The 21,390-nt window shown below is 67.8% G+C and carries 18 protein-coding genes and 1 tRNA gene; 5 read left to right on the forward strand and 14 right to left on the reverse strand.

Annotation, left to right across the window (positions count from 1 at the left end; translation table 11 throughout):
- Positions 1-56: 56 nt before the first annotated feature.
- From recX to VGN58_RS11445, 5 genes are all read right to left on the reverse strand, one after another.
- Positions 57-572, reverse strand: a complete 516-nt coding sequence (gene recX / locus VGN58_RS11425; protein WP_327483348.1) for a recombination regulator RecX — start codon at positions 570-572, stop codon at positions 57-59.
- 17 nt (positions 573-589) lie between these two features.
- Positions 590-1,624: a recombinase RecA gene (gene recA, locus VGN58_RS11430; protein WP_327483349.1), complete on the reverse strand. Its 1,035-nt coding sequence runs from the start codon at positions 1,622-1,624 to the stop codon at positions 590-592.
- 178 nt (positions 1,625-1,802) lie between these two features.
- Positions 1,803-2,444 (reverse strand): transcriptional repressor LexA, encoded by a 642-nt coding sequence (lexA, locus tag VGN58_RS11435; RefSeq protein ID WP_327483350.1) that lies wholly within the window; start codon positions 2,442-2,444, stop codon positions 1,803-1,805.
- Positions 2,445-2,518: 74 nt separating this feature from the next.
- Positions 2,519-3,010 (reverse strand): CinA family protein, encoded by a 492-nt coding sequence (locus VGN58_RS11440; protein WP_327483351.1) that lies wholly within the window; start codon positions 3,008-3,010, stop codon positions 2,519-2,521.
- Between the two features lie 125 nt (positions 3,011-3,135).
- Entirely contained in the window at positions 3,136-5,706 is a 2,571-nt protein-coding gene (locus VGN58_RS11445) for a TonB-dependent receptor (RefSeq protein WP_327483352.1), read from the reverse strand.
- A 394-nt stretch (positions 5,707-6,100) separates the two neighbouring features.
- Here VGN58_RS11445 and mutS point away from each other — a divergent pair, with 394 nt between their 5' ends.
- The 3 genes from mutS to VGN58_RS11460 all read left to right on the forward strand — a co-directional run bounded on the left by mutS (position 6,101) and on the right by VGN58_RS11460 (position 12,051).
- Positions 6,101-8,641, forward strand: a complete 2,541-nt coding sequence (mutS, locus tag VGN58_RS11450; RefSeq protein ID WP_327483353.1) for a DNA mismatch repair protein MutS — start codon at positions 6,101-6,103, stop codon at positions 8,639-8,641.
- Positions 8,642-9,036: 395 nt separating this feature from the next.
- Positions 9,037-11,283: a catalase/peroxidase HPI gene (katG, locus tag VGN58_RS11455; protein ID WP_327483354.1), complete on the forward strand. Its 2,247-nt coding sequence runs from the start codon at positions 9,037-9,039 to the stop codon at positions 11,281-11,283.
- A 153-nt stretch (positions 11,284-11,436) separates the two neighbouring features.
- Positions 11,437-12,051, forward strand: a complete 615-nt coding sequence (locus tag VGN58_RS11460) for a DUF937 domain-containing protein (RefSeq protein ID WP_327483355.1) — start codon at positions 11,437-11,439, stop codon at positions 12,049-12,051.
- Positions 12,052-12,129: 78 nt separating this feature from the next.
- Here the strand turns inward: VGN58_RS11460 and VGN58_RS11465 are convergent, their stop codons facing one another.
- The 7 genes from VGN58_RS11465 to ffh form a co-directional block, all read right to left on the reverse strand.
- The gene (locus VGN58_RS11465) at positions 12,130-12,531 is read right to left on the reverse strand and encodes an RNA-binding S4 domain-containing protein (RefSeq protein WP_327483356.1); all 402 of its coding nucleotides are present in this window, start codon (positions 12,529-12,531) and stop codon (positions 12,130-12,132) included.
- A 307-nt stretch (positions 12,532-12,838) separates the two neighbouring features.
- Positions 12,839-13,243, reverse strand: a complete 405-nt coding sequence (gene rplS, locus VGN58_RS11470; protein ID WP_241045774.1) for a 50S ribosomal protein L19 — start codon at positions 13,241-13,243, stop codon at positions 12,839-12,841.
- 148 nt (positions 13,244-13,391) lie between these two features.
- Positions 13,392-14,150 carry a tRNA (guanosine(37)-N1)-methyltransferase TrmD gene (gene trmD, locus VGN58_RS11475; RefSeq protein WP_327483357.1) on the reverse strand — a complete coding sequence of 253 codons (759 nt, stop codon included), beginning with the start codon at positions 14,148-14,150 and terminating at the stop codon, positions 13,392-13,394.
- A gap of 146 nt (positions 14,151-14,296) precedes the next feature.
- On the reverse strand, positions 14,297-14,824 hold the full coding sequence (gene rimM, locus VGN58_RS11480; RefSeq protein ID WP_327483358.1) for a ribosome maturation factor RimM: 528 nt from the start codon (positions 14,822-14,824) through the stop codon (positions 14,297-14,299).
- Positions 14,825-14,862: 38 nt separating this feature from the next.
- Positions 14,863-15,117, reverse strand: coding sequence for a 30S ribosomal protein S16 (gene rpsP / locus VGN58_RS11485; protein WP_062353216.1), 255 nt, complete (start codon positions 15,115-15,117; stop codon positions 14,863-14,865).
- Positions 15,118-15,209: 92 nt separating this feature from the next.
- The gene (locus VGN58_RS11490; protein WP_327483359.1) at positions 15,210-16,022 is read right to left on the reverse strand and encodes an aminotransferase class IV family protein; all 813 of its coding nucleotides are present in this window, start codon (positions 16,020-16,022) and stop codon (positions 15,210-15,212) included.
- Between the two features lie 120 nt (positions 16,023-16,142).
- Positions 16,143-17,513 (reverse strand): signal recognition particle protein, encoded by a 1,371-nt coding sequence (gene ffh, locus VGN58_RS11495; protein WP_327483360.1) that lies wholly within the window; start codon positions 17,511-17,513, stop codon positions 16,143-16,145.
- Positions 17,514-17,638: 125 nt separating this feature from the next.
- On the opposite strand from ffh, the gene VGN58_RS11500 reads away from it, so the two are divergent.
- Entirely contained in the window at positions 17,639-18,430 is a 792-nt protein-coding gene (locus VGN58_RS11500) for a cytochrome C assembly family protein (protein ID WP_327483361.1), read from the forward strand.
- 123 nt (positions 18,431-18,553) lie between these two features.
- Here the strand turns inward: VGN58_RS11500 and radA are convergent, their stop codons facing one another.
- Both radA and VGN58_RS11510 read right to left on the reverse strand, forming a co-directional pair.
- The gene (radA, locus tag VGN58_RS11505; protein WP_327483362.1) at positions 18,554-19,942 is read right to left on the reverse strand and encodes a DNA repair protein RadA; all 1,389 of its coding nucleotides are present in this window, start codon (positions 19,940-19,942) and stop codon (positions 18,554-18,556) included.
- Between the two features lie 103 nt (positions 19,943-20,045).
- Positions 20,046-20,121: transfer RNA gene (locus VGN58_RS11510), tRNA-Thr, on the reverse strand.
- 686 nt (positions 20,122-20,807) lie between these two features.
- Here VGN58_RS11510 and VGN58_RS11515 point away from each other — a divergent pair.
- Positions 20,808-21,383 (forward strand): metal-dependent hydrolase, encoded by a 576-nt coding sequence (locus VGN58_RS11515; RefSeq protein WP_327483363.1) that lies wholly within the window; start codon positions 20,808-20,810, stop codon positions 21,381-21,383.
- The last annotated feature ends 7 nt before the right edge of the window (positions 21,384-21,390 follow it).

Below are 21,390 nucleotides of genomic sequence, written 5' to 3' on the forward strand. Positions count from 1 at the left end.
CGCGCCATCCAGTACATGCGGACGCGGCCGGGGAAGCAACCCAATGCGCTAGATTATCAGGCCGACCCGTCCCAGTCCTCCGGCTCGAGCTGGCTGGCGGCACGGACTGCAGCGGCATCGAAGCCTCGCCGGATGAGGAAATCCGCGATCTTGCGCGCCTGTGCCGGCTCGATCCGGCGGACTGGACCGAAACGACGGCGGACGAGGTCGCACGCCGTTTCGGTCCAGTCGCCATCGAAGGTGGCCATGGCCGCTGCCACCGCCTCGCGATCCAGCCCATGGGTGGACAACTCGGCCCTGATACGCAGCGGTCCATAGCCACCCGAGACCCGGCTGCGCACCAGGGCTTCGGCAAAGCGCGTGTCGCTCTGCCAGCCCTCATCCGCCAACCGGTCCACGGCCGATCGCACATCGGCCGCCTCCACACCCCGGGCGCCCAGCTTCCGGGACAGTTCCTTGCGGGAATGCTCCCGCCGGGTCAGCAGACCCAGCGCGCGTTGCACCGGGGTCTGTTCGACGGGCTTGCGACGGCGTCCCGCCCGTGCCCCTGCCTGCCCTTCTTCCGTCGACATCCCGCGCCGATCCGGTCTTACTCGCCGTCGTCGTCGGCTTTCTCGTCGCGCGACGCCTCGGCCGGCTGGAACTTCTCGCGCAGCTCGGCCTCCAGCTTCGCGGCGATCGCCGGATTCTCGCGCAGGAAGGTACGCGAGTTGTCCTTGCCCTGGCCGATACGCTCGCCTCCGTAGCTGTACCAGGCACCCGCCTTGTCGACCAGCTTGGCTTCCACGCCCATGTCGATCAGCTCGCCTTCGCGACTGATGCCCTCGCCGTACAGGATCTCCGTCACGATCTGCTTGAACGGCGGCGCCAGCTTGTTCTTGACGACCTTGATCTTGGTCTGGTTGCCGATGATCTCGTCGCCCTTCTTGATGGACCCGATGCGACGGATGTCCAGGCGCACGGACGCGTAGAACTTCAGCGCATTGCCACCGGTGGTGGTCTCCGGGCTCTGGCCCGGCATCATCACGCCGATCTTCATGCGAAGCTGGTTGATGAAGATGACCGTGGTGTTCGAGCGCTTGATGTTGCCGGTGAGCTTGCGCAACGCCTGGCTCATCAGGCGGGCCTGGAGGCCCGGCAGCTGGTCGCCCATCTCGCCTTCGATTTCGGCCTTCGGCGTCAGCGCGGCCACCGAGTCGATGACCACGATGTCGATCGAGCCGGAACGGACCAGCATGTCGGCGATTTCCAGCGCCTGTTCGCCGGTGTCCGGCTGGGACAGCAGCAGGTCGTCCACGTTCACGCCCAGCTTGGCGGCGTAGATCGGATCGAGCGCGTGCTCGGCGTCGATGAACGCGGCGGTGCCACCCTGCTTCTGGCACTGCGCGATGGCCTGCAGCGTCAGCGTGGTCTTGCCCGACGATTCCGGGCCATAGATCTCCACGACGCGGCCGCGCGGCAGGCCGCCGATCCCGAGCGCGATGTCCAGCATCAGCGAACCGGTGGGAATGATTTCGACCGGCTCGATGACCCGGTCGCCCATGCGCATCACCGAGCCCTTGCCGAACTGGCGTTCGATCTGGGTCAGTGCGGCGGAAAGGGCGCGCTTCTTGTTCTCGTCCATCGTCGTGGTCCTCATCAAGGTGGTCAGGTGCGATCAGTGTGGGGGGCGCCCATCGCACAGGCTGCGACGGAGGGCGTAGGCGTGAAATTAGTCGTCGATGCGACCCACAGGAGTCGGCCAGTGACGCGCGCGGGCATCGGAAAACGCCGCCCGGGCACGTCGGATACCCTCGCCGGCCTCACCGGTTAGGCCTCACCAGCCCGCAGTACAGGCCCTCGATGGCGAAATCCTGGTCGGGCAGCACGTCGATGGGGGCGTAGTCGGGGTTGCGCGGCAGCAGGCGGATGCGGTCCTTGCCGATCTTCAGCAGCTTGACGGTGATGGCGTCGTCCACCCGGGCCACCACGATCTGCCCGGAACGGGCGTCGCGCGTGCGGTGCACGCCGATCAGGTCGCCGTCGAAGATGCCTTCGTCGCGCATCGAGTCGCCCTTCACCTTGAGCAGGTAGTCCGGGGCAGGCGCGAAGAAGGCGCGGTCGAGCAGTACATAGTCGTGGTGGCCCGCGTCGGCGCCGATCGGCGCGCCCGCTGCCACCTGGCCCAGCACGGGCACGCGCAACCCGTCGTCGTTGGCGGACGGGAACGCCAGGTCGGGCTGCGCGGACGGCGGCGCCTTCAGCAGGCGGATGCCGCGGGCACGGCCGGGGACGCGTTCGATGACGCCCGCCTGCTCCAGGGCCTCCAGATGGTATTGCGCGGCACGGACGCCCTTGAAGCCGAAGGCCTTGGCGATTTCCGCCTGGGACGGCGGCATGCCCTCGGCTTCGAGCCGCTCGGCGATCAGGGCGAGGATGGCGTGCTGGGTATCGGTCAGGTCCATGGTTAGTAGTAATACTACTAACCCGGCCGACTGGCAACCATCCTGAGCGAATCAGTTGCCGCGGGGCCCTGGCGTCAGAGGTGCTCCAGCCCCTTCAGCGCATGCTCGACTGTCTGCCGGCGTACCGCATCGCGGTCGCCGCCGAACTGGAAGACCTCCGCCCGTGCATAGCCGCCGCGCCGCTTCCAGCCGATCCAGACCGTTCCCACCGGTTTGTCGGGACTGCCGCCCCCGGGGCCGGCGATGCCGGTGACCGCCACGGCCAGGCTGGCGCCGGAGTTCACCAGCGCGCCCGATACCATTTCGATCACCGTCTCCCGACTGACGGCACCATGCGTCTCCAGCGTCTGCGGACGCACGCCCAACAGCGCCTGCTTGGCCTCGTAGCTGTAGGCCACCATGCCGCTGTCGAACCAGTCCGACGATCCGGCGATGTCGGTGACGCATTTGGCGATCCAGCCCCCGGTGCAGCTCTCCGCCGTGACCAGATGGTCGCGCGCGTGCCGCAAGCGTTCGCCGACCTGCCGGGCCAGGATCTGCAGCGTTTCGTCGTCGGGCACGGACATCATCGGTTCCGGAAGGGAGGCGTGCGTGTTGTAGCCGATTTGTCTGGCGCTGTCGCCCTGCCCGGCGCCGCAACGAAAACGGCCCGCCTCGGGGGCGGGCCGTTCGCGACGACGTGCGGCAGCGATCAGTAGCGGACGCGCAGGGTCATGCCATACATGCGCGGCGCGCCGAGGAACGCATTGAAGGTGTTGAACGGATTGTTGGGCGCGGGCGACACGTTCTGCAGCGGACCGTCGAAACCGACCTGAACGTACTCCTCGTCGGTGATGTTTGTGCCCCAGAATTCCAGCATCCAACGCTGGTCCTGCGCGCCGATGCCGAAACGGGCATTGGCGACAGTGTAGGCGCCCTGCATCTTCTCCGGATCGAGGTCGGAGCCGGTGTTGTACTCGGACACGTACTTGGCGCCGATGTTGAAGCGCGCCAGCAGGCTGCCCACGTCCCATTCGTACGTCACCGAGGCCGAGCCGGACCACTTCGGCGCGAAGCTCATCTGCGCACCCGGCAGCTTGTACAGCGCGCCGGTCGGCGAGACGAAATCGCCGCCCGGGATGTTGTCGCCGTAGGTCGTATCGGCGTACATCAGGCCGCTCTGCAGCATCAGGCCGCGGATCGACTTCGGCTGCCACATCAGTTCGGCATCCAGGCCCTGCGAGGTGACTTCCGGAATCGAGCGCACCACGAAGCTGGTGCCGAGGAAGCTGTTGAGCTGGAAGTTCTCGTACTCCTGATGGAACAGGGTGGCGTTCAGCAGCAGGTTGCCGTCCAGCCAGGTGGTCTTGGCGCCCAGCTCGTAGCTGTCCACGAACTCGCCGGCGAACGAGGTGTCGAGGACCGGCTGGATGCCGTTTGCACTGCCGCTGCTCAGGCCGTTCGAGGACTGCACGCGATCCAGGTTGAAGCCGCCGCCCTTGTAGCCGCGTGCGAACGAACCGTAGGTCATGACGTTGTCGTTCCAGCGGTAGGCCGCCTTCAACGTGCCGGACCACTCCTTCTCTTCACGCGACTGCACGGTGTCGCGCGTGGGCGCGTTGTGCAGCGGGTTGGCCCACGGCAGGCAGCCATAGCCCACCACGGTCGGCGCCGCGGCGCTGGCCTGCGCGACGGTCAGGCCGCGCGCCACCAGGGCGGCGACCACCTGGGCCGGGTTGGCCAGCATCGACCCGCAGCCGGCACCGCCGTTCGGGTTGCTGTAGTTGGAGACCAGGGTCTTCTTCTCGCGGGTGTAGCGCAGGCCCAGGGTCAGGTCCAGCGCGTCGGTCGCGTGCCAGGTGTTGTTGGTGAACAGCGCCGTGCTCTTGGCGCTCTGCTGGTACGTGTCCAACGCCCCGAGGCCGGCGAACACCGTGCCGAAGGGACGGCCCGTCGCCTGCGAGAGGAACAGCGGCGCGGTCGGCGAGGTGCCCAGCGCCGGATTGATGATCGAGAGCAGGGCCACCGACAGGTAGGGCTCGTAGTGCGACCCGATGCGGTAGGTTTCCGTGCGGTCCAGATCCTCGTCGGTATAGAACGCACCCACCATCCAGTCGACGCGGTCGGTGGCGCCGGTCAGACGGAATTCCTGGCTGAAGGTGTCGAACCCGGTGAAGGATTCGTCCTCGTCCGCCACGCGATAGAGGATGTCGGCCGTGCTGAAGTCGTAGTCCAGGCCGTTGATGGCCTCCCACTGACGCTGCGCGGTGATCGAGGTGAGCGTGGCGCCGCCGAACCAGGACGAATCCCAGTTCACTTCCACCGCCACACCGTTTTCCTTGATGTCCTGCGTGGTGGGACGGTTGCTGTAGGCGACGCGGTCGAACGGATCGTCGCCCGGCGCCGCCACGGCCTGGCCGCCCGCCAGGCGGTTGAGGATGGCCGCGGTCGCACCGACGGTGGTCTGCACGGCGGCGCAGCAGTTCTCCTCGCGGCTGGTGAAGTCGCCGGACACCATGATCTCCAGGTTCTCGGTCGGCTCCAGCAGCACCTTGCCGCGCACGGTATGGAAGTTCTGGTCGTTGTCGTCGGTCTCGCGGCGCGGGCCGTTGCCGGTGCGCACGTCCATCCAGCCGTCGCGCTTGCGCTTGGCGGCGTAGATGTTGAATGCGCCGACTTCACCCAGCGCGTCGTTGTAGGCGCCGGACACGCCGATGGCGTTGTAGTTGCCGACCGTGACCTCGCCTTCCGCGCTCTGCGTGTAGCTGGGGCGGCGCGTGACCACGTTGATCACGCCGGCGGAGGTGTTCTTGCCGAACACGGTGCCCTGCGGGCCCTTCAGTACTTCGATCCGCTCGAGCTGGCCCAGGTCGCCGAAGCCGACACTGTTGCGCGGGCGGTAGACGCCATCGATCACTACGCCGACCGAGGATTCCAGGCCGACGTTGTCGCCGACGGTGCCGATGCCGCGGATGCGCGCCGTAGTGATCGCTTCGCTCTGGGTGCTGGTCACGGTGAGGCCGGGCACCAGGACCTGCAGGTCCTTGATGTCGCGCACGCCGGTGTCCTGGAGCAGCTGCTCGGAGATCGCGGTGACCGCGATCGGCACGTCCTGCAGGGCTTCCTCGCGCTTCTGCGCGGTGACCGTCATGGTCGCCAGCGTGGTGGGCTCCTCTTCGCCGGCCGGTGCGGCGGCCTGTTGCGCGTACGCGTGCGAACTGGCGCAGAGTGCGGTGAAGACCGCGAGCGAAAGCGCTTTGTGCCTGGGCGATGCATTAACCATGGTGTCCCCTCCCAAGGGTCCTGTAGTGCGACGGGTTCTGTTCTGGATGGCGAAGCAAAGGCGACCGCAGCCGCCGAAATGAACACGCAACTCCCCTTGCGTCAACGCGAAACTAACATCCGCTTCACATGGCGGCATTCTGCACTGCGTCGATACGCAGTGCGGGACTTTGGCACGGATAAGCCACTGATTTTCCGAACGATCGTGCGGAACTTCGATTACGCTCGTCACCCGGAACAGGTGCGATCCGCACGCGCAAGCGCGAGGGAACGCCTCCGCGACGACCCCCATCGGCGCCACGGACGCCTTCGCCCAGCCGCTACAATCAACGCCCTTTTGCCTCCCCCTCCCCGCTGGCCTCGTGAGCAAAGACAAGTCGGAACACACCCCCCTGATGAAGCAGTTCTTCGCCGCCAAGGCGGAGTATCCGGACCTGCTGGTGTTCTTCCGGATGGGGGATTTCTACGAGCTGTTCTACGACGATGCGCGCAAGGCCGCGCGGCTGCTCGACATCACCCTGACCCAGCGCGGCAGTTCCGGCGGCGCGCCCATCCCGATGGCCGGCGTGCCGGTGCATGCCTGCGAAGGTTACCTGGCACGGCTGGTGGCGCTGGGCGAATCGGTCGCGATCTGCGAGCAGATCGGCGATCCGGCGCTGGCGAAGGGCCTGGTGGAACGCAAGGTGGTGCGCGTGGTCACGCCGGGCACGGTGACCGACGAAGCGCTGCTCAACGAACGCCGCGACACCCTGCTGATGACCATCTGCCGCGGGCGCTCCGGCTATGGCCTGGCGTGGGCCGATCTGGCCGGCGGCCGCTTCATGGTCAACGAGGTGGACGGCGACGATGCGCTGGAAGCGGAACTGGCACGCCTCGAGCCCGCCGAACTGCTGGTTCCCGACGAAGAGGGCCTGCCCGCCTTCCTGCAGCAGCGCACCGGCATCCGCCGGCGCGCACCGTGGCTGTTCGATCCGGACAGCGGGCGGCGGCAGCTGCTGAACTTTTTCGGCCTGCACGACCTGACCGGCTTCGGTATCGACGACAAGGCCTTGGCCACCGGTGCCGCCGGTGCACTGCTCGGCTACGTGGAAGAGACCCAGAAGCAGCGCCTGCCGCACCTGACCGCGATCGCGCTGGAATCGGCCGGCGATGCCATCGCGATGAACGCGGCCACGCGCCGCCATCTGGAACTGGACACGCGCGTCGACGGCGACACCCGGCACACGCTGCTCGGCGTGCTGGACACCACCGTCACCCCGATGGGCGGCCGCCTGCTGCGCCGCTGGCTGCATCGGCCGCTGCGTGATCGCACGGTGCTGGGCCAGCGTCACCACGCGGTGGCCACCCTGATCGGGGCCGGTGTGGACCGCGACCTGCGCACCGGCTTCCGCGCGCTCGGTGATCTCGAACGCATCCTCACCCGCGTGGCGTTGCGCTCGGCGCGCCCGCGCGACCTGTCCACGCTGCGCGACGGCCTGGCGCTGCTGCCCGATGTGCGTGGCCACCTGCAGACGCTCGACTCGCCGCGCCTGCAGGCGCTGGCCGCCGAGCTGGGCGAACACGACGACACCGCCGCGCTGCTGCTGGCGGCCATCGCGCCGCAACCGCCGCTCAAGCTCACCGACGGCGGCGTGCTGGCCGACGGCTACGACGCCGAACTCGATGAACTGCGCCGGCTGAGCACGAATGCCGACCAGTTCCTGGTCGACCTGGAAGCGCGCGAGCGCGCGAGCAGCGGCATCGCCACGCTGAAGGTCGGCTACAACCGCGTGCACGGCTATTACATCGAGATCAGCAAGGGCCAGGCCGACAAGGCACCGGTGCACTACACGCGCCGGCAGACCCTGACCGGCGCCGAGCGCTACATCACCGAGGAACTGAAACAGTTCGAGGACAAGGTGCTGTCGGCACGCGAGCGCTCGCTGTCGCGCGAGAAGCTGCTCTACGACGCGCTGCTGGACACGCTCAATGCGCGCCTGGAACCGCTGAAGCGCTGCGCCGGCGCGCTGAGCGAACTCGACGTGCTGGCCGCCTTCGCCGAGCGCGCGCAGGCGCTGGACTGGACGCAGCCGGAGCTCGTCGAGGCGCCCGGCCTGTGCATCGAGCGCGGCCGCCATCCGGTGGTCGAGGCGGTGCGCAAGGAGCCGTTCGAGCCGAACGACCTGCGCCTGGACGAGGGCCGCCGCATGCTGGTCATCACCGGCCCGAACATGGGCGGCAAGAGCACGTACATGCGGCAGAACGCGCTGATCGTGCTGCTCGCGCATATCGGCAGCTTCGTGCCCGCCTCGCGCGCGGTCATCGGCCCGATCGACCGCATCCTCACCCGCATCGGCGCCGGCGACGACCTCGCGCGCGGGCAGTCCACCTTCATGGTGGAAATGGCCGAGACCAGTTACATCCTGCACCACGCCACCGCGCAGTCGCTGGTGCTGATGGACGAGATCGGCCGTGGTACGTCGACCTACGACGGCCTGGCCCTGGCCGACGCGGTCGCGCGCCACCTGGCTTCCAGCAACCGCTGCTACACGCTGTTCGCCACGCACTACTTCGAGCTGACCGCGCTCGCCGGCGAATCGGGGAGCGGGATCGCCAATGTCCACCTGGATGCCGTGGAACACGGCGACACGCTGGTGTTCATGCACGCGGTGAAGGACGGCGCCGCCGACCGCAGCTTCGGCTTGCAGGTGGCGGCCCTGGCCGGCCTGCCGAAGACCACGCTGCAGCAGGCGCGCCGCCGGCTGGCGGAACTGGAGCAGCGCGGCCGCGAGACGCATGCCTCCGACATGGGCCCGCAGGCACTGGATGCGCCACAGCAGTTCGGCCTGTTCGCCGCGCCTTCGGCGGCGCAGGAGGCCCTGGCGGCGATCGACCCGGACGAACTGACGCCCAAGCAGGCGCTGGAATCCCTCTACCGTCTCAAGGCGCTGCTCTGACGGCCACGGGGCACCCGGTACGGCGCCTGCGCTTTTTCATGCGGGTGCTGCCGTCGCCGCCTGCGCACGCATCTACAACATCTGCGTAACCTGCGCGGAGTATCGTGGCGCACGCTGCAGGCGGGTCCTGATGGCGCGACGCACCATTGAAGACCGCTATCGGACCCTTCACGACAAACGATTTTCATTGATCGTTCGCACTGCCTAGTCTGGTCGCCATCCGCCAACGCCCTGCAAGGACGTGAGCCATGCCAGTGCCTTCACCGTACCTTCGCCGGCCCCCGCCTTCCTGTCCGACACCCGCTCGCGACTGACGTCGCGTTGCGCTGCGTGCTGCCCGCCATTCGTTCGATCCTTCCTCTGCTCCACCACCGACCGCCAAAGGAAACCTGCCCATGACCACCGAATCGAAGTGCCCGTTCCACCAGACCGCCGGCGGCGGTACCGGCAACCGCGACTGGTGGCCCAACCAGTTGCGCGTCGACCTGCTGAACCAGCACTCCTCGCGCTCGAATCCGCTGGCGCCCGACTTCAACTATGCCGAGGCCTTCAACAAGCTGGACTACCACGCGCTGAAGAAGGACCTGCGCGACCTGATGACCGACTCGCAGGACTGGTGGCCCGCCGACTTCGGCCACTACGGCGGCCTGTTCATCCGCATGGCGTGGCACAGCGCGGGCACCTACCGCATCCAGGACGGCCGCGGCGGCGGCGGTCGGGGACAGCAGCGTTTCGCGCCGCTCAACAGCTGGCCGGACAACGTCAGCCTGGACAAGGCGCGCCGCCTGCTGTGGCCGATCAAGCAGAAGTACGGCCAGTCCATTTCCTGGGCGGACCTGATGATCCTCACCGGCAACGTGGCGCTGGAGACGATGGGCTTCCGCACGTTCGGCTTTGGTGGCGGACGCGAAGACACATGGGAACCGGACCAGGATGTGTACTGGGGCCGCGAAACCACGTGGCTGGGCGGCGATATCCGCTATGCGCATGGCTCGGAGGGCGTCGAGAAGCCGGGCGACGCGGGCGTGCTGGTCTCCGACGACAACGCCGACGGCGACGTGCATTCGCGCCGGCTGGAGAATCCGCTGGCCGCCGTGCAGATGGGCCTGATCTACGTGAATCCGGAAGGTCCGGACGGCAACCCGGATCCGCTGCTGGCCGCGCACGATATCCGCGACACCTTCGCCCGCATGGCGATGGACGACGAGGAAACCGTCGCGCTGATCGCCGGCGGCCACACCTTCGGCAAGACGCACGGCGCAGGCCCGGCCGACCACGTCGGTGCCGAGCCGGAAGCCGACGAACTGGAGGCGCAGGGCTTCGGCTGGCACAACACGTTCGGCAGCGGCAAGGGGGGCGACACCATCACCTCGGGCATCGAGGTCACCTGGACGCAGACGCCGACACTGTGGAGCAACAAGTTCTTCGAGAACCTGTTCGGCTTCGAGTGGGAGCTGGAGAAGTCGCCGGCCGGCGCGCACCAGTGGGTCGCCAAGGACGCGCCCGAGGACGTGCCGCACGCGCACGACAAGACCAGGAAGCAGCGCCCCAAGATGCTGACCACCGACCTGTCGCTGCGCTTCGACCCGATCTACGGCCCGATCTCCAAGCGCTTCCTCGAGAATCCGCAGGCATTCGCGGAAGCCTTCGCTCGCGCCTGGTTCAAGCTGACCCACCGCGACATGGGTCCGCGCGCGCGCTACCTGGGCCCGGAAGTGCCGAAGGAAGAACTGATCTGGCAGGACCCGCTGCCGAAAGCGGACTACGCGCAGATAGAGGCCGGCGACATCGACGCGCTGAAGCAGAAGATCGCCGCGTCGGGCCTGTCGGTGGCGGAACTGGTCTCCACCGCGTGGGCGTCGGCCTCCACCTTCCGCGGCGGCGACAAGCGCGGTGGCGCCAATGGCGCGCGCATCCGCCTCGCCCCGCAGAAGGACTGGGCGGTCAACCGGCCCGAGCAGCTGGCGAAGGTGCTGAAGGCGCTGGAGCGCATCCAGATGGAGTTCAACCTGGACGCAGCCGGCGGCAAGAAGGTCTCGCTGGCCGATCTGATCGTGCTGGCCGGCGGCGTCGGCATCGAACAGGCCGCGAAGGCCGGCGGCCATGACCTCACCGTACCATTCCGTCCGGGCCGTACCGATGCGCGCGCCGACCAGACCGACGTGGAGTCGTTCGCCGTGCTGGAACCGTTCGCCGACGGCTTCCGCAATTACCTCAAGGGCCACTCCGCCGTACCTGCCGAACACCTGCTGGTGGACCGCGCGCAGTTGCTGACGCTCACCGCACCCGAAATGACCGTGCTGGTCGGTGGCCTGCGCGTGCTGGGCGCCAACGCCGATGGTGGCGCGCATGGCGTGTTGACCGACAAGCCCGGCACGCTGAGCAACGACTTCTTCGTCAACCTGCTCGACATGCGCACGGAATGGAAAGCGACCGGTGCCAACCGCTACGAGGGCCGCGACCGCACGACCGGCGCGGTGAAGTGGACCGGCACGCGGGTCGACCTGGTGTTCGGCTCCAACTCGGTGCTGCGTGCACTGGCCGAGGTCTATGGAAGCCAGGATGGCCAGGCGAAGTTCGTCGGCGATTTCGTCGCGGCCTGGACCAAGGTGATGGAGCTGGACCGTTTCGACCTGCGTTGACGGCATGGTCGGCCTCGCGCCGCATGACCGGTCTCCGGCATGCGGCGCGGTCGTTTCCGCCGGTCGGTCCGGCTTATTGTGAGTCGGAGAATGCGGGGATCGGCGCTAGCATGGAGCGCCGATTTCCCACGCGTCCAGGAGGACGAACACGCCATGACCACCTCTTCCCTCGCCGAAGACCTGTTCGCGCAATTGCAGGGCGCGCCCTTGCAGCAGGTGTCGCAGCAGCTCGGGATCGGCCAGATGCAGGCCTCCAGTGCCATCGGCGCCGCGCTGCCGCTGCTGCTGGGCGCGCTGGGCCGCAACGCCGCGCAACCGCAGGGGGCCGAAGCCCTGTTCGGCGCCCTGCAGCGCAATCACAACGGGCTGGACCTCGGCAGCGTGCTGGGCGCGGTCCTCGGGGGCGCGTCGTCGCCGCAGGCCAACGGCGCCGGCATCCTCGGCCACGTCTTCGGCGGTCAGCAGAACCGCGCCGAGCTGGGTCTGGGCCAGGCGACCGGCCTGGGCGGCGAACGCGCCGGCCAGTTGTTGAAGATCCTGGCGCCGATCGTGCTGGCCTTTCTCGCCCAGCGCATGAGCCAGGGCAGCGCGCAGAACACGCCGCTCGGCCTGGCCGAGGTGCTGGGGCAGGAACAGCGCCAGGTACAGCAGCAGGGCGGCGTGGGCGGTGGGCTGCTCGGCGCGGTGCTGGACCAGGATGGCGACGGCCAGCTGGGCCTGGGCGATATCCTCAAGATCGGCAGCGGCATGTTCGGCGGCGGACGCTGATCCCGCCCTGCGCATCGACGCGGCAATGAAGAAGGGCGCCCTCGGCGCCCTTTCCCGTGCAGGCGACGCTGCATCGCGCTACATCGCGTCGATATCGCCCAGCGCGCGGATCAGGCGACGCGCCCGTTTGTCCGGGCGCGACTGCGGCGCCTGGTAACCGGCACGCTCGGCCTGCCGTGCCGCGAGCGCCGCCAGGCGGCGCGCCCTCGCCGCTTCCGGCTCCACATACAGCTGCTGCGCCACCGCCGCCGGACCGCGCTTGTCGCTGAGCGCGCGCACCTCGATCTCGAACACGTCGTGGCCCCGCGTCACCACCAGCGTGTCGCCGACGCGCACGGCGCGCGACGACTTGGCCCGCTGTCCGCCCGCGTCGACCTTGCCGGTCTCGATGGCCTGCTTGGCCAGGCTGCGTGTCTTGAAGAAGCGCGCCGCCCACAGCCACAGATCCAGGCGGACGGACGCATCGGCGGATTCAGTCATCGGAATACGGGAACAGTCGTTTCAGGGCGGGCGTGTCGGAACGACGGGACAGGGAAGCTCGGTCCTGTGCCGGGGCGCGCCGGCACGGGCTTCGTCCGCACGCACGCCAGGCGAAGGCGCGGCTGTGTACGGACGTTGACGCCATCGGCCCGCTCGCGCATGCAGGCCGCAGCGACGGGATTCGCGTCGGACGCATGGCGCTCTCTTCTCCATCGCGGTTGGCGCCAGTCTGCACCGAAACGCGCCCGCCGGAAACGCGAACGGCCACCCGGGGGGTGGCCGTCCGTGCGACGCGCGTGGGCCGGAATTACTCGGCGGCGGCAGCGGCGGCAGCGGCCTGGCGGGCCACCTTGGCGGCGGCGTTCGCGGCCAGGTCTTCCTTGATGCGGGCAGCCTTGCCTTCCAGCTCGCGCAGGTAGTACAGCTTGCCGGCGCGGACCTTGCCGCGGCGCTTCACTTCGACCGAGTCGATGGAGGCGCTGTGGGTCTGGAAGACGCGCTCGACGCCGTAACCGTGCGAGATCTTGCGGACGGTGAAGGCGGAGTTCAGGCCGGCGTTCTTCTTGGCGATGACCACGCCTTCGTACGCCTGCACGCGCTCGCGGTTGCCTTCCTTGACCTTCACGTTGACGACGACCGTGTCACCGGGGCCGAACGCGGGCAGCTCGCGCGTGATCTGGGAGGCTTCGAATTCCTGGAGGAGCTTGCTCATGTTGGCACCAATGCTTGTATGCGTGATCGTGTCTTGCGACAGCGGAAACTGATGCAGTCGCCGGATTGCGCTGCACGATATTCTTATGGGATCCCGGGCGAGAACCGCCCAAGGGTCGCGTATTCTAACGGATTCCGGCCCGGACTGGCTACCCTGCCGCCCCGTCCGCCGCCAGACCGGCCCGGAAGGCGTCCAGCAGGGCCTTGTCCGCCTTGGACAGGGCCGCCTCGTCCAGCAGATCGGGGCGGCGCAGCCAGGTCCGGCCGAGAGCCTGCTGCCGGCGCCAGCGGGCAATGGCGGCGTGGTCGCCTGAGCGCAGCACCGCCGGGACCTCGCCCAACGCATGCGTGGACGGGTGGGTGAAGTGGGGACAATCGAGCAGGCCATCGCCCTCGAAACTGTCCTGCACCGCCGAATCGGCATCGTTCAGCGCACCGTCCTGCAGCCGGCCGACGGCATCGATGAGGACGGCCGCGGCCAGTTCGCCACCGGACAGGACGTAGTCGCCGATGGAGATTTCCTCGTCGACTTCGGCCTGGAGAAAACGCTCGTCCACACCCTCGTAGCGGCCGCACAGCAGGATCATGCGCGGCAGCGCGGCGAGTTCACGGGCCTTTCTCTGCGTCAGCGGCGTCCCCTGCGGACTCAGGTAGATCAGCGGGGCCGGCGCCGCATCGGCGGCGCGAACCGCCGACAGGCAGGCCTGCAACGGCTCGATCATCATCACCATGCCCGGGCCGCCGCCGAACGGACGGTCGTCGACCCGCCGGTAGCCGCCGCTGGCGTAGTCACGCGGATTCCAGCCATGCAGCGACAGCAATCCCCGCTCCTGCGCACGCCCGACCACGCCCACGGCGGCAGCCTGGGCGATGAACTCGGGGAACAGGGTCATGACGTCGATGCGCATGGGGGAGGCGAGAAGTGAGTGAAGAGGAGTGAGGAGTGAGCGGAAGCGGGTACAGCGCACGGAGGAAGGCGACGCGGAACGATGACAGCAAGGCACGGCAAAGACGGCAGCGCCCCCACTCACTATTCACTCCTCTCCACTCACTCCTAGAATTCCGGATCCCAGTCCACCGTCACCACGCCCGCCTCGAAATCCACCGAGCGCACATAGTCGGGTTCCACGAACGGGATCAGCCGCTCCCGGTCGCCACGCGCGACGAGCACGTCGTTGGCGCCAGTGGAGAACAGGTGCGAGACGGTGCCGAAGTCGGTGCCGTCGGCATTGAGCACGCGCATCCCTTCCAGGTCGACCCAGTAGAACTCGCCGGCACTCGGCGGAGGCAACGCGGAGCGCGGAACGAGGATTTCCTGCCCGTGCATCGCCTCCACCTGATCGCGGTCCTCCACCCCCGGCAATGTCGCCACCAAGTGCTTGCCGGAGGCCTTGCCGCGCGCATCGCTCAGGGTCCGTTCGACACCCGCGGCATCGCGCAGCGTCCAGGGCTGGTAGCGGAAAATGGCGTCGCGCGGCTCGGTCCAGGATTCGATCTTGATCTGGCCGCGCACACCAAAAGCGCCCAGAAGCCTTCCCAGCAGAACCATTTTCTGCGGGGTCGGTGGGCGCTCGGTGTTCATGGGTACGGTAGGCCGCGCAGTACGCGCGGCCGGAGCCATCAGGCCGCGGGAGCGGCCTTCACTTCCTTGTACAGGTTGCGGACCTTCTCGGTCAGCTGGGCACCGTTGCCGACCCAATGGTCGACACGGGCAATGTTGAGCTCGACGCGCTTCTCGGCACCGGCGGCGACCGGGTTGTAGAACCCCACGCGCTCGATGTTGCGGCCGTCACGCGCGCTGCGCGAGTCGGTGACGATGATGTGGTAGAAGGGGCGCTTCTTCGCGCCGCCGCGGGTGAGACGGATCTTGACCATGGTGTTTTCCAGTGTTGCCCAGTCGCCAGAATGGCGAGGTAAGCCGGCTATTCTAAGCCATTGAATCGGTCAGGAAAACCCCGCCATGTCCATCAGGCGGGAGGTCGGGCCAGCGGCTCCCACCGCATGGCGTCCAGCGCCGCCTTCAGGCGGGCCATGAGGGCGGTATCAGTACCCCATGCGACCGCATCCACCGCCACGATCGGCTGCAACCCACTGGCATTGCAGGCAAATCCGGCCCGGAAGGCGCCCAGGTCCGAAAGCGCCACCGGCGCGGCGCGCTGCGGAATGCATGCCTGCTCCAGGCCAGCCTGCAGCAGTCGCTCGGCCGTTCCCCTCAGGGCCGGCCCTTCCGGCCACACCACGGACTGCCCGTCCCACAGGCCCAGATTCCAGATCGACCCCTCGACGATGTGCCCCGCGGGATCGACGAACAGCGCGTCGTCATAGCCGTCCGCCACCGCCTGCCGACGGTAGTGGAACAGCGGGAACGTACCCACGTGCTTGTACTGCGGCAGCGGGCGGACGAACGGGTACGACTTCACCCGCAGCGCCGGCTTGTCCGCCGACGCGGCTGGCGACAGGGTCACCAGCACATCCGGCACGATGCCGCGCGCGGGATCGCGGTAATCGAATCGGGTCGAGAACACGGTGATGCGCACGGAGGCATCGCCATGACCCGCCCCGTGCAATGCGCGTGCGGCCTGCTGCAGCGCATCGGCGCCATCCAACCGCGCGCCGAACAACGCGAACGTGGCGTCCTCCAGGCGTCGCATGTGCAATGCCCGCCCCTGCACGGCGCCATCGCGCACCTGCATCGAGGTGAAGTGGCCGTAGTTGGCCAGCGCGAGCGCGCGCAGGTCGTCGGCGGTGGCGGGACGTCCGTTGAGGAACGCGGAGGTCATGCGGGCGACTCCTGAGGCCACTGTAGGAGCGACGTGAGTCGCGACCGCGACAACGAACGCGCCTTGAACTCTGCAGGTGTAAGGTCGCGACTCACGTCGCTCCTACAGAAAAACAAAGCCTCACCGGAACGGCATGCCGCCACGGCCGCCCATCATGCTCTTCATGTTGCGCATCATGCCCTTCATGCCGCCGCCGGCCAGCTTGCCCATCATCTTTTCCATCTGCTGGTACTGCTTCATCAGCTTGTTGACGTCGGCCGGCGTCAGGCCCGCGCCCTTGGCGATGCGGGCGCGGCGCGAGCCGTTCAGCAGCGCCGGGTTGCGGCGCTCCTTCTTCGTCATCGAATTGATGATGGCGATCATGCGGGGCACTTCCTTGCCCTGCTGCACCTGCTGCTTCACGTGCTCGGGGATCTGGCCCATGCCCGGCAGCTTGTCCATCAGGCCGCCGATGCCGCCCATGTTCTGCATCTGCTCCAGCTGGTCGCGCATGTCGTTGAGGTCGAACTTCTTGCCCTTGATGACCTTGGCGGCGAGCTTCTCGGCCTTCTCGCGATCGACGTTCTGCTCGACCTGCTCGACCAGCGACAGCACGTCGCCCATGTCGAGGATGCGCGCGGCCACGCGCTCGGGGTGGAACACGTCCAGGCCGTCGGGCTTCTCGCCCACGCCGATGAACTTGATCGGCTTGCCGGTGATGTAACGCACCGACAGCGCCGCGCCGCCGCGCGCATCGCCGTCGGTCTTGGTCAGCACCACGCCGGTCAGCGGCAGCGCTTCGCTGAAGGCCTTGGCGGTGTTGGCCGCGTCCTGGCCGGTCATCGCGTCGACGACGAACAGCGTCTCCACCGGCTTGACCGCGGCGTGCAGCGCCTTGATCTCGGCCATCATGGCCTCGTCGATCGCCAGGCGGCCGGCGGTATCGACCAACAGCACGTCGACGAAGGACTTCTTCGCATCGTCGATGGCGGCACGGACGATGGCTTCCGGCTTCTGCCCCGCGTCGGACGGGAAGAACAGCACGTCCACCTGCTGGGCCAGCGTCTTCAGCTGCTCGATCGCGGCCGGACGGTAGACGTCGGCGCTGACCACCATCACCTTCTTCTTGCGCTTCTCGCGCAGGTGCTTGGCCAGCTTGCCGACCGTGGTGGTCTTGCCGGCGCCCTGCAGGCCGGCCATCAGGATCACGGCGGGCGCGGGCACGTTGAGGTTCAGGTCGCTGGCCTGCGAGCCCATCACCGCGGTCAGTTCGTCGCGGACCACCTTGATCAGCGCCTGGCCGGGGGTCAGCGACTTCAGCACTTCCTGGCCCACGGCGCGCACCTTGATGCGCTCGATCAGCGCCTGCACCACCGGCAGGGCCACGTCGGCCTCCAGCAGGGCGATGCGCACTTCGCGGGTGGCCTCGCGGATGTTCTCCTCGCTCAGGCGGCCGCGGCCGCGCAGGCGCTCGATGGTGCCGGAGAGTCGCTGGGTCAGGGATTCGAACATGGAAGCGGGCACGCCAGGGGAAAACGGAGGGCGATTATAGCGGTCCGGCTCCCCGTCTCCTCCCCGCGCAGCGTGGGCCGCCTTCGCCCCTGCGCCGGCGACGCCCGCTGTGCGACACTTCCCCGATGACAGTCATTCTCATCGCCGTTGCGCTGTATCTGCTCGCCGCCGGCCTGCTGGTCCGCTCCGTGGCCCGCGACACCGGCGAGGCCTCGCGGCCCTGGGTGTGGCCTGCACTGGGCGCCGTGGTGCTGCACGGCGCCTACCACCTGCTGGTGGCCTGGCGGACCCCCGGCGGTCCGGACATGCATTTCTTCGCCGCGCTCTCGCTGGTGGCGCTGGGCATGGCGGCGATGACGCTGCTGGTGGCCATCCAGGGCCGGATGGCCGCACTGGGCGTGGTGGCGTTCCCGCTGGCCGCCGTCCTGCTCGCGGCTTACCACGTCTACGGTCACCAGGCCTCCAGCGGATTGGATTGGCGCCTCCAGTTGCATGCCTGGCTGGCGCTGCTGGCCTACGCCGCGCTGGCGATCGCCGCGCTGCTGGCGGTGATGCTGTGGGCGCAGGAACGCGCCCTGCGCCGGCGCGAATTCCATCTCTGGCTGCGCGCACTGCCGCCATTGACCGAGCTGGAAGACCTGCTGTTCCGCACCATCACCGTCGGCTTCATCCTGTTGAGCGCCACGTTGCTGACCGGCGTGCTGTTCGTCGAGAACTTCCTCGCCCAGAAGCTCAGCCACAAGACGGTGCTCAGCGTGATGTCGTGGCTGGTCTTCGGCGGCCTGCTGGTCGGGCGCTGGCGCTACGGCTGGCGCGGCGCCAAGGCCGTGCACTGGACGCTTACCGCGATGGCGCTGTTGCTGCTGGCGTTCTTCGGCAGCAAGTTCGTGTATGAAATGGTGTTGAGGCGGGCGTAGATCTTTGCCCCTGTAGGAGCGACGTGAGTCGCGACCGCACGGCCTGCGCTTGCGCCGGCTTTTCATGACGAACCGATCTTGTGGTCGCGACTCACGTCGCTCCTACAGCAGACGCATGGCGCCCTACTCCGCTGCCGCTTCCAGCGCCTGCGACAGCCGCTCTACCGCGATGACCTCAAGACCCTTGAACGTACCCGACTTCGGCGCGTTGCCCTTGGGCACGATGGCGCGCTTGAAGCCGTGCGTGGCCGCTTCGCGCAGGCGTTCCTCGCCGTTGGGCACGGGGCGGATCTCGCCCGACAGCCCCACTTCGCCGAAGGCGACGGTCTTCTCGGCCAGCGGGCGGTCGCGCAGCGAGGACAGCACGGCCAGCAGCACCGGCAGGTCGGCGGCGGTTTCCTGCACGCGGATGCCGCCCACCACATTGACGAAGACGTCCTGGTCGCCCACCACCACGCCGCCGTGCCGGTGCAGGACAGCCAGCAGCATGGCCAGGCGGTTCTGCTCCAGGCCCACCGCCACGCGGCGCGGATTGGACAGGGGCGAGCTGTCGACCAGCGCCTGCACTTCCACCAGCAGCGGGCGCGTGCCCTCGCGGGTGACCATCACGCAGCTGCCGGGCTGCTGGGCGCTGCCGGACAGGAAGATCGCCGACGGGTTGGGCACTTCCTTCAGGCCCTTCTCGCCCATCGCGAACACGCCGAGTTCGTTGACCGCGCCGAAGCGGTTCTTGAAGGCGCGCAGCACGCGGAAGCGGCTGCCGCTCTCGCCTTCGAAATACAGCACGGCGTCGACCATGTGCTCCAGCACGCGCGGGCCGGCGATGCCGCCTTCCTTGGTGACGTGGCCGACCAGGAACACGGCGGTGCCGGTCTCCTTGGCATAGCGCACCAGCCGCGCGGCGCTCTCACGCACCTGGCTGACCGAACCAGGCGCGGCGGTCAGCGATTCGGTCCACAGCGTCTGCACGGAGTCGGCGACGATCAGCTTGGGCCGCGCGACCGAGGCGTGCTGCAGGATGGTCTCGATGCCGGTCTCGGCCAGTGCCTGCAGGTTGTCCAGCGGCAGGTCCAGGCGCACGGCACGGCCGGCCACCTGAGCCAGCGATTCCTCGCCGGTCACGTACAGCGCCGGCAAGTGGGCCGACATGCGGGCCACGGCCTGCAGCAGCAGGGTCGACTTGCCGATGCCGGGATCGCCGCCGACCAGCACCACGGCACCTTCCACCAGGCCGCCGCCCAGCACGCGGTCGAACTCGCCGATGCCGGTGCTCACGCGCGCTTCTTCGCTGTGGCGCACGTCCTTCAGCGCGGTGATCTTCGGCGCCTCGGCCTTGCCGGCCCAGCCGGAACGGCGCGCGGCAGCGGGTGCACCGGCGGCGGTCTCCAGCACGATCTCGCTGAGCGAATTCCACGCGCCGCAGTCGGCGCACTGGCCCTGCCATTTGCTGTGGTCTGCGCCGCATTCGGTGCAGACGTAGGCGGTGCGGGACTTGGCGGAGGTCTTGGCCACGGGGAACCTGTCGGGACGGCGAGCGGCTACTGTATCGGCCCGCCGTCTCCGCGGGCGAGACTCGGAAAAACAAAGCCCCGCCGGAGCGGGGCCTTGTCACGACTGGTGCCGGAAATAGGAATCGAACCTACGACCTACGCATTACGAATGCGCCGCTCTACCAACTGAGCTATTCCGGCGGAGCCGCGGATTTTAGGGGTTGGGGCGGGGGCGGGTCAATGTGGGGGTGTGGGGGGGTGGGGTGGTAAGCCGTTGGGAAGCCGGTGGCCTCACCGGCCCCTACCTCGCTTTGAACTTCGCGTTTTGCCGACCCGGAAAAGTATGAAGCATATGAATGCAAGCCCGGAAAGCGCCCAAGCCGCGCCGTAAACAACACTATAGGTAGCTTGCCCGACTAAGGACAGCAGCGCACTGTTGAAAGCGCAACTAATCCTACACGGACCCACGCCGTTCACCCCTTCCAGTATCGCGGCGATCCCAAAGGCAAGACACAAAGCGCCAACTGTCACGCCGAACACTTTGACGAACGTCATGCCTATCTCCTGTCCAGAAAACTAGTAACCAGCTGAAGAAGGTCCCCGTAACCGGCGGAAGGCTCTTGAAGGGGAGACATGTCACTATACGTCGGAGTGACGCACTGACACCCCCATAGCATTGACCTGAGCTACCGTAGGCGTTGGTCCTGTAGAAGCAGCAGCATCATTAGGTGAATCGCCCCGGGTCCAGTAGACATTTCCAAGCCCTACGTTACGGCAATCATTGCCGCGGACCTACGCGCTTCATCCCCACCTCACCGACGCTCCCTCAACGCACGCAAAGACCGGACGCTGGATGCCACCTCGGCGAACGATCTCCGGAACCCTGCATGTCATCCATCATGGGCCACGCAGCGGCCGGCATCACCGTTTTCCTGTCCTGCGCCCGCTGGCGTGATTCCCGCAGCCGGCGGGCACTCGTGCCCTGCGTGATCCTCGCCATCTGTGCCGACTTCGATTACTTCGTCGTCTGGGCCTTCGGCTACGCCGCGAAACCCCGCGTCACCCACAGCATGGTGTTCGCGCTGGCCGTCGCCGTTGTCGCCCGTGTGGCGATGCGTAGAGTCACCGCAACGTGGATTTCGATAACGGGTTTGCTGACCGCCAGCCTGTCCCACCCCGTACTCGACCTGCTGGTGGGCGCGCATACCGTACCGCTGTTCTGGCCACTCGGTGCCGAGACATCGATCTCCATCGGCGTACTGCCCAGTGCAGGTGCGCTCGATCCCGCCAACTACTATCTCTGGAAGAACCTGCTGATCGAGCTTGGCGTCCTGCTTCCCGTCTTCGCCCTGGTGATCGCGCTGGCGCGACACACGGCAGGCCGCGACATGGCGACACGCGCGATGCTGATCGCGCCGCTCTGGCTGGCCTTCGTCGCCTGGTCGATCAGCCTGCCAAGGTGACGCTCTC

The organism is Pseudoxanthomonas sp. (genome assembly GCF_035999195.1).
GTDB lineage: Bacteria > Pseudomonadota > Gammaproteobacteria > Xanthomonadales > Xanthomonadaceae > Pseudoxanthomonas_A.

Bases quoted from the DNA above. Each gene is read 5' to 3' on its own strand.
- katG (WP_327483354.1), top strand. From the start codon at position 9,037: ATGACCACCGAATCGAAGTGCCCGTTCCACCAGACCGCCGGCGGCGGT.
- VGN58_RS11445 (WP_327483352.1), bottom strand. From the start codon at position 5,706: ATGGTTAATGCATCGCCCAGGCACAAAGCGCTTTCGCTCGCGGTCTTC.
- VGN58_RS11500 (WP_327483361.1), top strand. From the start codon at position 17,639: ATGACAGTCATTCTCATCGCCGTTGCGCTGTATCTGCTCGCCGCCGGC.
- rimM (WP_327483358.1), bottom strand. From the start codon at position 14,824: ATGAACACCGAGCGCCCACCGACCCCGCAGAAAATGGTTCTGCTGGGA.
- ffh (WP_327483360.1), bottom strand. From the start codon at position 17,513: ATGTTCGAATCCCTGACCCAGCGACTCTCCGGCACCATCGAGCGCCTG.
- recX (WP_327483348.1), bottom strand. From the start codon at position 572: ATGTCGACGGAAGAAGGGCAGGCAGGGGCACGGGCGGGACGCCGTCGC.
- recA (WP_327483349.1), bottom strand. From the start codon at position 1,624: ATGGACGAGAACAAGAAGCGCGCCCTTTCCGCCGCACTGACCCAGATC.
- lexA (WP_327483350.1), bottom strand. From the start codon at position 2,444: ATGGACCTGACCGATACCCAGCACGCCATCCTCGCCCTGATCGCCGAG.
- mutS (WP_327483353.1), top strand. From the start codon at position 6,101: ATGAAGCAGTTCTTCGCCGCCAAGGCGGAGTATCCGGACCTGCTGGTG.
- VGN58_RS11490 (WP_327483359.1), bottom strand. From the start codon at position 16,022: ATGACCTCCGCGTTCCTCAACGGACGTCCCGCCACCGCCGACGACCTG.
- VGN58_RS11465 (WP_327483356.1), bottom strand. From the start codon at position 12,531: ATGACTGAATCCGCCGATGCGTCCGTCCGCCTGGATCTGTGGCTGTGG.
- VGN58_RS11460 (WP_327483355.1), top strand. From the start codon at position 11,437: ATGACCACCTCTTCCCTCGCCGAAGACCTGTTCGCGCAATTGCAGGGC.
- VGN58_RS11515 (WP_327483363.1), top strand. From the start codon at position 20,808: ATGTCATCCATCATGGGCCACGCAGCGGCCGGCATCACCGTTTTCCTG.
- rplS (WP_241045774.1), bottom strand. From the start codon at position 13,243: ATGAGCAAGCTCCTCCAGGAATTCGAAGCCTCCCAGATCACGCGCGAG.
- rpsP (WP_062353216.1), bottom strand. From the start codon at position 15,117: ATGGTCAAGATCCGTCTCACCCGCGGCGGCGCGAAGAAGCGCCCCTTC.
- trmD (WP_327483357.1), bottom strand. From the start codon at position 14,150: ATGCGCATCGACGTCATGACCCTGTTCCCCGAGTTCATCGCCCAGGCT.
- VGN58_RS11440 (WP_327483351.1), bottom strand. From the start codon at position 3,010: ATGTCCGTGCCCGACGACGAAACGCTGCAGATCCTGGCCCGGCAGGTC.